11 protein-coding genes are annotated in these 11,226 nt (G+C 39.4%); 6 read left to right on the top strand and 5 right to left on the bottom strand.

Annotated elements, in window-relative coordinates; genetic code table 11:
- Nucleotides 1-51 precede the first annotated feature (51 nt).
- Nucleotides 52-1,533, top strand: coding sequence for a carboxypeptidase M32 (locus tag E5A76_RS11295; protein WP_161118998.1), 1,482 nt, complete (start codon nucleotides 52-54; stop codon nucleotides 1,531-1,533).
- A gap of 227 nt (nucleotides 1,534-1,760) precedes the next feature.
- Here the strand turns inward: E5A76_RS11295 and E5A76_RS11290 are convergent, their stop codons facing one another.
- Both E5A76_RS11290 and E5A76_RS11285 read right to left on the bottom strand, forming a co-directional pair.
- Nucleotides 1,761-2,558, bottom strand: coding sequence for a Cof-type HAD-IIB family hydrolase (locus tag E5A76_RS11290; protein WP_161118997.1), 798 nt, complete (start codon nucleotides 2,556-2,558; stop codon nucleotides 1,761-1,763).
- 77 nt (nucleotides 2,559-2,635) lie between these two features.
- Nucleotides 2,636-3,235 (bottom strand): sugar O-acetyltransferase, encoded by a 600-nt coding sequence (locus E5A76_RS11285; RefSeq protein ID WP_161118996.1) that lies wholly within the window; start codon nucleotides 3,233-3,235, stop codon nucleotides 2,636-2,638.
- Between the two features lie 258 nt (nucleotides 3,236-3,493).
- Here E5A76_RS11285 and E5A76_RS11280 point away from each other — a divergent pair, with 258 nt between their 5' ends.
- Nucleotides 3,494-3,739, top strand: a complete 246-nt coding sequence (locus E5A76_RS11280; protein ID WP_008987035.1) for a hypothetical protein — start codon at nucleotides 3,494-3,496, stop codon at nucleotides 3,737-3,739.
- 58 nt (nucleotides 3,740-3,797) lie between these two features.
- Here E5A76_RS11280 and pepT read toward each other — a convergent pair whose 3' ends face one another.
- From pepT to E5A76_RS11265, 3 genes are all read right to left on the bottom strand, one after another.
- Entirely contained in the window at nucleotides 3,798-5,027 is a 1,230-nt protein-coding gene (pepT, locus tag E5A76_RS11275) for a peptidase T (protein WP_161118995.1), read from the bottom strand.
- 109 nt (nucleotides 5,028-5,136) lie between these two features.
- Complete coding sequence (locus E5A76_RS11270) at nucleotides 5,137-5,796, bottom strand: DUF2987 domain-containing protein (protein WP_161118994.1); 660 nt, start codon at nucleotides 5,794-5,796, stop codon at nucleotides 5,137-5,139.
- 167 nt (nucleotides 5,797-5,963) lie between these two features.
- Nucleotides 5,964-6,794, bottom strand: coding sequence for a hypothetical protein (locus E5A76_RS11265; protein WP_392397325.1), 831 nt, complete (start codon nucleotides 6,792-6,794; stop codon nucleotides 5,964-5,966).
- 440 nt (nucleotides 6,795-7,234) lie between these two features.
- Here E5A76_RS11265 and potA point away from each other — a divergent pair, with 440 nt between their 5' ends.
- The 4 genes from potA (at nucleotide 7,235) to E5A76_RS11245 (ending at nucleotide 11,191) form a co-directional block, all read left to right on the top strand.
- Nucleotides 7,235-8,353 carry a spermidine/putrescine ABC transporter ATP-binding protein PotA gene (gene potA, locus E5A76_RS11260; protein WP_053989751.1) on the top strand — a complete coding sequence of 373 codons (1,119 nt, stop codon included), beginning with the start codon at nucleotides 7,235-7,237 and terminating at the stop codon, nucleotides 8,351-8,353.
- Nucleotides 8,337-9,194 carry a spermidine/putrescine ABC transporter permease PotB gene (gene potB, locus E5A76_RS11255; protein ID WP_161118993.1) on the top strand — a complete coding sequence of 286 codons (858 nt, stop codon included), beginning with the start codon at nucleotides 8,337-8,339 and terminating at the stop codon, nucleotides 9,192-9,194. Before potA ends, potB begins: the two co-directional genes overlap by 17 nt.
- Nucleotides 9,194-9,964, top strand: coding sequence for a spermidine/putrescine ABC transporter permease PotC (gene potC / locus E5A76_RS11250; protein ID WP_008987029.1), 771 nt, complete (start codon nucleotides 9,194-9,196; stop codon nucleotides 9,962-9,964). Before potB ends, potC begins: the two co-directional genes overlap by 1 nt.
- Before the next feature lie 183 nt (nucleotides 9,965-10,147).
- Entirely contained in the window at nucleotides 10,148-11,191 is a 1,044-nt protein-coding gene (locus tag E5A76_RS11245; RefSeq protein WP_107166989.1) for an extracellular solute-binding protein, read from the top strand.
- Nucleotides 11,192-11,226 lie beyond the last annotated feature (35 nt).

Below are 11,226 nucleotides of genomic sequence, written 5' to 3'. Positions count from 1 at the left end.
GTAAGTACATGAGGTAAATTTATTTTTTCATTTGAAATATCAGGACAAATAATGAGCTATTACAAAAAACTAGAACAGCATGCTCGTAAGTTATCTCGCTTAGATCACTTAAGTGCCATTTGTGGTTGGGATCAAGCTGCTATGATGCCAAGTGGCGGTGCAGAAGCACGTTCAGAAGCCATGGCAGAGTTAGCTGTTATTTCTCATGAGCTTTCTACCGCACCTTATCTAGAAGAATGGTTTGCAAGTGCAGAGAAAGAAAACCTAACTGATGAACAACGTGTTAGCCTTGCTGCTTTAAAACGCCAATGGATGATGCATAACATTTTGCCGGCAGAGCTGGTGGAGCAAAAATCATTACTAGGCTCGCTATGTGAACATGCTTGGCGTTCTCAACGACCTGCAAATGATTGGGAAGGATTTAAAAAGAACCTTGAGCCTGTTGTTGAATTAGCCCGTAAAGAAGCTGCTATTCGTGCCAAAGCAACAGGGCTTAGCCTTTATGATGCCCTACTTGATCTTTACGAACCGGGTATGACAACAGAAGTATTAGATCGTATCTTTGCTGATGTAAAAACGTGGCTACCTCAGTTAATCCGAGATGTTCAAAATAAACAACAAACAGAAAGTTTTGAGCCATTAGTAGGCACTTTCCCCATTGAGCAGCAAAAAGCATTAAGCCTTAATGTGATGCAGTTACTTAACTTCGACTTTGATCATGGTCGATTAGATATCAGTACTCACCCATTCTGTGGTGGTGTACCGACAGATGTACGTATTACTACTCGTTATGATGAAGCGGATTTTACTTCAGCACTAATGGGTGTGATCCACGAAACAGGCCATGCACGTTATGAACAAGGGCTACCTAAACAATGGCGTGATCTTCCTGTTGGTCAAGCACGTTCAATGGGTATTCATGAAAGCCAATCGCTATTTTTTGAAATGCAGATATCACGTAACGTGGATTTCGCCCAACAACTAGCACCATTGGCACAACAGACGTTTGGTCGTGAATCAGATGCAGCTTTAACGGCAGAAAATATCAATGCGATTAATACCCGAGTTAAACCGGGTTACATTCGTGTGGATGCTGATGAAATTACGTACCCTGCCCATGTTATTTTACGTTATGAAATTGAACGTGATCTTATTGAAGGCAAGATTGAAGTTGCTGACATTCCAGCGATTTGGGATGAAAAAATGCAAGCCTACTTAGGTATTGATACCAAAGGCAACTTCAAAGATGGCTGTATGCAAGATATTCACTGGACTGACGGTAGTTTTGGTTACTTCCCTTCATACACATTAGGTGCAATGTATGCCGCACAATTTATGGCAGCGATGAAGCATACTGTAGATGTAAAAGCAGCTATTACATCAGGTGATTTATCCCCAATTTTTGCATGGCTTGAAGCGAATGTTTGGTCTAAAGGCTGCACGCTTTCAACTGATGAATTAGTGAAACAAGCAACAGGTGAAACGTTAAATCCTAAATATTTCCAAGCGCATTTGAATAGTCGTTATTTATAACCATTAGTTCATCTCTAAACAAAAACGCCTGATCTTATGGTTCAGGCGTTTTGTTTTAATTTGACTCAATTGAATTGTAATAGATATAGGATACTGAATTAAAATAGATTTTATTTTATCCGCACTCAGGCAATATGGTTTTACCCTAGATACATTGTTGATGGTTATGACGGATTATTCTCAACTCAAACAACGGCATCGAGCCGAACGCCACGCATACTCAACAGTTATTTTAATACACGCTCTTTGATTACCGTCATTACACCCTGCTCGTTATTACTTGGAGCTTCAAAACGTGCAAGCTTTTTGATTTCTGGATGGGCATTTGCCATGGCATAGCTATGGTATGTTTCACGAAGCATTTCGATATCATTGAAGAAATCACCAAAGCTCATGCTTTGTTCATACGTGAAATTAAACACTTGTTGAAGATGCTTTATTGCTGCGCCTTTGGATGCATTTTTATCCATTAAATCAAGCCAAATCTTCGCGCTAACTACTACTTGATGGGTATCACCAAAGAATGGCGATAACACTGGGTAAACGTGCTCTTCTGTACCATTGAAATTCAAAACAGCGACTTTAATAAACTCATCATCAACAGCCAGCAAATCATCAACTAATTCTAGATTATGATAATACTTGCGAATTTCATCTAAGGCTTGTTCGCTGGTGGCTTCAGTATAGGCGGCATTCTTACCACATAACACAATGTCACAGCCTTCAACTTGCTTAACAACCTTAAGAATATCGTGAATTTCATTGGTTGGAATGGTTGAGCTGTATAGTTCCTTTCCTTGATACATTACCAATGTGCCGTTTTCAGCAATAAAGATCATTTCATCTTTAATTGGCGCAAATGTATTCACCAGGCTTTGATACTGACGCCCTGATGCCGCAGCAAATAACACATTCTTTTGCTGTAGTTGGTTGAATACATCATAAAAATCTGATGGTAATTGCTTTTGTTCACAAAGCAGCGTGCCATCCATGTCTGTTGCAATAAATTTGATTGAAGCGGTCATATAACCTTTACCACTGAGTTATTTATCACACTATTTTACCTGTTAGTTCGGAAGAATAGTGAAATTCATAGCCATAATTACTCATGAATACGGCGATTCTTATAGTAATACTCTTTATCGTGTTCAGTAATCGGTCTTAATACCCGACAAGGATTACCCACTGCAACCACATTGGCAGGAATGTCTTTGGTAACAATACTACCCGCACCTATCACCGTATTTTCGCCTATGGTTACACCCGGTAAAACCACAACATGTGCACCTAACCATACGTTATTTCCAATCGTTACAGGAATATTAAATTGGGCTACATCACGACGAAGATCTGGGTCGATAGGATGACCAGCTGTCGCTATCGTGACATTAGGTCCGATCATGACACTGTCACCGATGTAGATATGAGTATCATCAACCAAAGTAAGATTAAAATTAGCGTAAACATTGTTACCTAAGTGAGTATTCCTGCCCCAATTAGCACGTAGTGGTGGTTCGATGTAGCAATTCTCACCCACAGCAGCAAACAAATCTTTCATGATAGCTTGGCGTGTATCATATTCGGAAGGTCGAGTTTGATTAAAGTCATACAGCACTTCCAAACATTGTACTTGGGCATTTGCTAACGCTTCATCAGTACAAAAATAGACTTTTTGACTATGAACTTGTTCGAGGATGTCCATCGTTATCCTTATTAATATAAGACATAAATAATGGTGCTAGATTAATCGTGATAATTTTGGTTGAAAAGACTGCTGTTACGAGATTCAAAAGTCCATCACAAATACGTTTAGTGAGAACGAAACGTGAGAATTTAATCCCATTATTTATATTAATAAGTAGTTACATTCAGCATCAATATTATACTTAGATCACGGTTTATCATCGGCAATTTCTATATTGTACGAACATAATTAACTATAAAACCAAAGGGATAAAGTATGGCGTACCAAGCTAAAGATCTAAATTACCGTGGCGAGAACTGTGGCGTTCATAATTGGATCACTGATGGTGGTCAATCATTCTATTGGCACCCAGATTGGCTACATATCGCTGAAGACGAAACTGGCTTATACGGCAAACATGAAATTGAAGTTGAACAAGGTGGTGAAGTTACTAAAGGCCATGCTGTTCATACTATCCTTAAGAAGTTGAATGAGTTGCTGAAAGGCTCTGATCACGCATAACAAAAAGCCCCTAACACGTACTAACTGTTAGGGGCTTTTTTCATTCAATTCGGGTGAATTAACTGTATTTTTCAGCGGTTTTCTCAACCAATTTTACAATCACTTCTACTGCTTTTTCCATCCCTTCAATCGTAATAAACTCATGAATACCGTGGAAGTTATAGCCACCTGTGAAGATATTCGGGCATGGTAAGCCTTTAAAAGATAGACGAGCACCATCTGTACCACCACGAATAGGCTTAATTTCAGGTTTTACATCACAATCAATCATGGCATCTTTTGCCAGTTCAATAATGTGAGGGTAAGGCTCTACCATTTCACGCATATTAAAATAAGAGTCGGTTAGAACAAGTTCAACGCGCCCTTTTTCTAATTGTGCATTTAACTCATCCACTTTTTGCTGCATGAACGCTTTGCGTTGCTCTTGACCTTCACGGCTAAAATCACGAATGATGTAACCTAACTCTGTTTTGGCAACCGATGGTTTCATTGATTTTAAATGGTAGAAACCTTCATAACCTTCCGTTGTTTCAGGTGTTTCATCACTTGGCATCATTAACTGGAACTGAGCTGCGATATTCATGGCATTAACCATCTTACCTTTAGCAGTACCAGGGTGAACATTAGTGCCGTAGCAAATCACATCGGCAGATGTCGCATTAAAGTTCTCAAACTCTAATTCGCCAACAGGACCACCATCAATGGTGTACGCCCATTGTGCATTGAATTTTTCCACATCAAACAAATCAGCACCACGACCAATTTCTTCGTCTGGCGTGAAACCAATACAAATATCACCGTGTTTAATTTCAGGATGAGCAACAAGGTACGCAATCGCTGTCATAATTTCAGCAACGCCAGCTTTGTTATCTGCACCCAGTAATGTTGTGCCATCAGTCGTAATGATATTGTGACCATGTAACTTATTCAGGTCTGGGTATTGAATCGGTGATAACACTTCATCACCAATGCCTAATGCAATATCACCGCCTTGGTAGTTTTCTACAATTTGCGGTTTAACATTTAAGCCTGATGCGTCAGGTGCAGTATCCATGTGAGCAATAAAGCCAATGGCTGGAATATCTGCAGATGTATTGGCAGGAAGACGAGCCATTAAGTAGCAGTGTTCATCAAGGCTAATATCTGATAAACCAAGCGCTTCCATTTCTGATTTTAGCTGGTTTGCAAGGTTAAACTGCCCTGCCGTACTCGGACATGCTGCAACACTACCATTAGATTGAGTATCGATTTGTACATATCGGAAAAAACGCTCAAGTAACTTATCCATCATTAACCTTACATTACTCAATTACGAAAATTTAAATATGAGTCAATTATGACGGATAAGCAGGTGAATAACTTTGCGATGTATCAGTTTTAAGTTATATATCGATAATTTATGATTTGGTTGGGATCCACGGTGAAATTTTCTCTATCTCTTTACTTAGATTGATAGATTCATTCTCTACTAAGTCATTAAGATGAACACGCGCAACACCAGAATTAAACTTGAGTGTTTTACCTGTTTTTAAAGTAAGGGCTTTATTAAAGCTACGATCCTTTAATGTAATAACAACCCCTTCAGCTTTTGGCATAAACCATTGACTAAACATGCCACCCAAATCAGCCATCATGGTATTCATCTGAGGCACAATCGCTTCAATATATGCTTGCTCTAACACTTTCGGCTGATAGTTTTCAGCTAAGATCTGCATTGAAACATCACAGGTAATACCATCATCAATGACAAAGGTAACATCAGGGTTGGCTTGTCTTAGATTAGAATCTAGTGGAATAGACAACGCATAATCATCAGGAATCGTTAGCTCTTCATAATGTTCATCTTTACGCATTGATGCTTTATGAACGTGACAGATTTGCCCTGATTGATCGATAAGATAAAGGCGGATATTAACGTCGTCATGCCCTTCTTTAAGATTATTCTTAAGCTTTCCATATAATGCGCTGTAACGCATGTTAACGTCTTGTGCTTGAACACTTGCACTGCTTAAAAACGATAAGCAACTAACTGCGAGAAAAAGTCCTTTTTTTAACATCTTTATTTATTTCCTATAAAAGCATTAAAGCTATCTTATCATGAGATCCTTTAGTAACCGTGTGTTATTTATTAATCAAACAATAAAGTTATAGTGCGTTAGATTTATGGATAGCCATATTTAAGGTAATAAAAAAGCTCCTGTTAAAGGAGCTTTTAAATCATTATTTACGCATTGAACACATCTTTATCAACGGGCGGTTGATTATCAGACGGAGGCTGCTGATCATTACTATCGTTTTTACTTACTGATGTCACTTGCAGTGTTACACCAAACATATTGCGGTAGATAATACCCTTTACATTAAAGAAGAAAGGTAATGTCCAAATTAGACCTAAACCAGCCGTCGCAATAGAGATGAAGAACATCAACATGATCACAATGTAAATTGCCGTCATCGGTAGCACTTTACGAATTGTCGCCATGAAAGAATATTGAATTGCTTTAAGTGGTGATACTCGCTTTTCACACACTAATAGAATAGCCATGCTTAATGCCATTGTTAAGAACAGCCCCACTAACGGGAATAAGCTGCTACCTAAACCTTGAATGGATGAAAGCAATAACATGGTAATAAGAGACACAAGGGTAAAAGAGAAGCCTTTTACAATTTGGCTCGCTTTACTTGGCAGACCAACAGCATGGTTCAATGCCATAAGGCTCACGCCAGCATACAAAGGAGCAATTAATACATCAGACCAAAAGTTAGCCATAAAGCCTGCTTTTAAGATCTCAGCTGTAAAGCCCTGCCCTGTTAAGAATGCATCAAAAAATACACTTGGGCTACCAAGTTGTACTTCTAAACCTAAAAGTAACAGCGCCACTTGAGCAAGAAACAAGCAAACTACCGCAGGTAAAAAACTGAAGATATTTTTTGCGGTTATTTTCCACGCTTCATGTAAAACAGTGACAGGCTGTAAATCAACCTCGCCTTTTAATGCTTTTTCAATTGACCCACCAATGTGGAAACTACGGTTAACTGGCTCTTTCATACTCATATCAATTCTTGATGTAATGGCGGCATTGTACGTTACTGGCGATAAGACAAAAACATTTCAAACGTAAAAAATCGTTTGGGATGTTTAATTTGTGTGTTTTTCATGCTGATTTGTTCAAAAAGCTGATAAAGAAATCGTCTTTTTCATAAAATCGGTTTTAATCATACTAAGATGTAAGAATGGTTATTATCCGAGAGGAAGTATTTTTGAATTTTTATATTACCTGCATGTGAGTAAAAGAGTATTAATCATTTATATAAAATGGGTGAAGTACTATAAGGGGTTTCACAAGTTTGTGATGGGAAATATTACACTTTCTCATAAAATTCAGTGAAAAAACGCTTTAAATTGAAAGACTACAGGTCTATCATGCGCCCTTTATTTTTAAGCCAAAATGTTGGGATTTAACAAAACAATCCCAGGGTGGAGATAACGTAGAATTGAACGCTGAAAAAACATCTCAGAAACCTGTCATTCAGCTGAAGGGTCTTAGCAAAAGCTTTGACGGTAAGCAGATCATTTCAGGTTTGGACCTAAACGTAAACGATGGTGAGTTCTTGACCATCTTAGGTCCATCAGGCTGTGGTAAAACCACAGTACTTCGTCTAATTGCTGGCTTTGAAACTGCTGATAATGGGCAGATTACAATTGACGGCAAAGATGTTACTGACATTCCAGCTGAACAACGTTTAGTAAATACGGTGTTTCAGAGTTATGCACTGTTCCCACATATGACAGTGTTTGAGAACGTCGCGTTTGGTTTACGCATGCAGAAAGTTCCCGCGAGTGAAATTGAACCGCGTGTAATGGAAGCATTGCGTATGGTGCAACTTGATAAGTTTGCCCCTCGTAAACCTCATCAATTGTCTGGTGGTCAGCAACAACGTGTTGCGATTGCTCGTGCAGTTGTAAACAAACCAAAAGTTCTTTTACTTGACGAATCACTGTCTGCACTTGATTACAAACTACGTAAGCAAATGCAGTTAGAGTTGAAGCAACTACAACGTAAGTTGGGTATTACTTTCATCTTCGTGACCCACGATCAGGAAGAAGCGTTATCTATGTCTGACCGTATCATCGTTATGCGTGATGGTCATGTAGAACAAGATGGCTCTCCTCGTGAAATTTACGAAGAACCAACTAATCTATTCGTTGCTCGCTTTATCGGTGAAATTAACGTCTTTGATGCCATTGTTAAAGAGCGTTTAGATGCTAAACGTATTATGGCAGATGTTGAAGGTCGTCACTCTTTGATTCACTGTGAATTAGACGTAAATGTAGGTGATAAGGTTAAAGTCCTACTTCGACCTGAAGATATCCGCATTGAAGAGATCCACAACGGTGACGAAACAACGGGCATTGTCGGTTACGTTCGTGAGCGTACTTACAAAGGTATGACTTTAGATTCTGTTGTGCAGTTAGAGTCTGGTAAATCAGTGATGGTTAGTGAGTTCTTCAACGAAGACGATCCTGATGTAGACCACTCTCTTGATCAAAAAGTAGCCATTACTTGGGTTGAAAGTTGGGAAGTGGTACTCGCTGATGAGCAAGAAATTTAATTTACAGAATTTCATTATCGCGCTAGTCGTAAGTTGGTTACTGCTTTTTGTATTTGTACCCAACTTAATGATTATCGGAACCAGTTTCCTAACGCGTGACGATGCTAATTTGATCAAAATGGTCTTTACGTTAGATAACTACACAAGACTGTTTGATCCATTGTACGCAAAAGTACTTTGGCACTCTTTTTACATGGCAATCACAGCAACCATTCTGTGTTTATTGATTGGTTACCCTTTTGCTTATGCCATTGCAAAAATGCCAGAGAAATGGCGTCCATTTATGCTGTTTTTGGTTATCGTACCGTTTTGGACTAACTCTCTAATTCGTACTTACGGCCTAAAATTGATGTTAGGTACTCGTGGTATTTTAAATAACACATTAATGTACCTAGATATTATCGATAAGCCACTGCGAATCATGTACACCGAGTACGCAGTAATGATCGGTTTAGTGTATATCTTGCTACCATTTATGGTGCTACCACTCTACTCCGCTATCGAGAAACTTGATAATAACTACATCGAAGCAGCACGTGACTTAGGCGCTAATAAAATACAAACCTTTATTAAAGTGATTTTCCCATTAACCATGCCGGGCGTTATCGCTGGCTGTTTATTGGTACTGTTACCAGCTCTGGGTATGTTCTACGTTTCTGACCTTCTTGGCGGTGCGAAGAACCTATTAATTGGTAACGTAATTAAGAGTCAGGTTCTAAACGCGCGCGATTGGCCATTTGGTTCTGCAACAAGTATTGCCCTCACCTTGGCAATGGCAATTATGCTATACGCCTATTACCGTGCAGGTAAGTTGCTGAACAAGAAAGTGGAGCTTGAATAATGGGACGCTTGTTTAAATTTAGTTTTATGTCGGTGGTATACGCGTTTTTGTATACCCCAATCATTATTCTGATTGTTAACTCATTTAATGCCAGCAAGTTTGGTATGAAATGGGAAGGCTTTACTACTAAGTGGTATGAGCAACTCGTTAACAACGACAGTTTAATGCAAGCGGCAGGACACTCGATCACTATCGCTGTGTTCTCAGCAACGGCTGCTGCCTTAATTGGTAGTTTAACGGCGGTTGCCCTGTTCCGTTATAACTTTAAAGGTAAGAAGTTTGTATCTGGTATGCTGTTTCTCGTTATGATGTCACCAGACATCGTAATGGCAATTTCGCTACTGGCACTGTTCTTACTATTGGGTGCTAACTTAGGTTTCCTAACGCTACTCCTATCACACATCACATTCTGTCTACCGTTTGTTGTTGTGACAGTGTACAGCCGCTTAAAAGGCTTTGATGTGAAGATGCTAGAAGCAGCACGTGACCTTGGTGCAAGTGAATGGGTTATCTTAAAGCAGATCATCCTACCGCTAGCAAAACCAGCGGTTGCTGCAGGTTGGCTACTAAGCTTCACCCTATCGCTAGATGATGTAATTGTGAGCTCGTTTGTAACGGGTCCAACTTACGAAATCCTACCATTGAAGATTTACTCAATGGTACGTGTAGGCATTTCACCAGAAGTAAATGCCCTAGCAACAATTATGCTGTGTGTTTCTCTTGTGCTTGTTATTTGTTCGCAATTACTAGCACGAGACAAAGTAAAGTAAACATCTGCATTCAAAATACAAAAATGGCTAACTGGAAACAGTTAGCCATTTTTTTTGCTTAAAATTCACCTGATTATAACAACTCCATCGTTACAATTTGACACACTTTTTTAGTATCCAAAAAGGTTAACTTGCTCTAAATTTCGCCCACTTTTTAATACACCTCACTACGAAGACACACGAATGAAAAAATGGTCATCTCTTGTTATCGGTACAGCTCTACTTTCTGCAACAGCAAGTATTAATGCTTTCGCTGCTGAGGAAGAAAAGGATAAACAGTTAGTATTCATGAACTGGGGTCCTTATATCTCTACAGAGCTTCGTGAACAATTCACGAAAGAGACAGGTATTAAAGTGATCTACTCGACTTACGAGTCGAATGAAACCATGTATGCAAAACTTCGTGCTCACCCAGAAGGTTATGATCTGGTTGTGCCATCAACATACTTTGTTGCGAAAATGCGCGACGAAGGCATGTTACAAAAAATTGATAAGTCTAAGCTGTCTAACTTCACTGAACTAGACAAGAACTACCTAGACAAGCCATTTGATCCAAATAACGATTACTCAATTCCACACGTAATCGCGATGACAGGTCTTGCTGTTAATACGGACATGTACGACCCAGAAGATTTCGATAGCTGGGCGGATCTATGGAACCCTGAGCTGAAAGGTCAGCTAATGCTGATGGATGATACTCGTGAAGTATTCCATATCGCATTACGTAAGCTAGGTTACTCTGGTAACACAACTAACCCGAAAGAAATTGACGAAGCAAAAGCAGAGCTTGAGAAGCTAATGCCAAACGTATTGGTATTTAACTCCGACAACCCTGCTGCGCCTTACCTTGCTGGTGAAGTGGGCCTAGGCATGCTTTGGAATGGCTCTGCAGCAGCGGCACAAAAAGAAGGCTTACCAATTAAGCTAATTTGGCCAAAAGAAGGCGGTATCTTCTGGGTTGATAGCCTAGCAATTACTAAAAAAGCGAAAAACGTAGAAGCGGCACACAAGATGATTGACTTCCTACTACGTCCAGATATCGCTGCACAAATTTCAGAGCAAACGGGTTACCTAACTGCTGTTGAGAAATCAAACGCGAAGTACAAAGACAACCCTACACTATTCCCACCACAAGAAGATCTTGACCGTGGTGAGTGGCAAGACTCTGTAGGTGATATGAATGTCCGTTACGAGAACTACTTCCTTGAATTAAAAGCGGATCAATAACCAAATAAAAAGCTGCCAATTGGCAGCTTTTTTTT

Source organism: Photobacterium lucens (assembly GCF_009873615.1).
Lineage (GTDB): Bacteria > Pseudomonadota > Gammaproteobacteria > Enterobacterales > Vibrionaceae > Photobacterium > Photobacterium lucens.
Note: the sequence above shows the minus strand (reverse complement) of the source record. Positions and strands in the feature narration are given on the sequence as shown.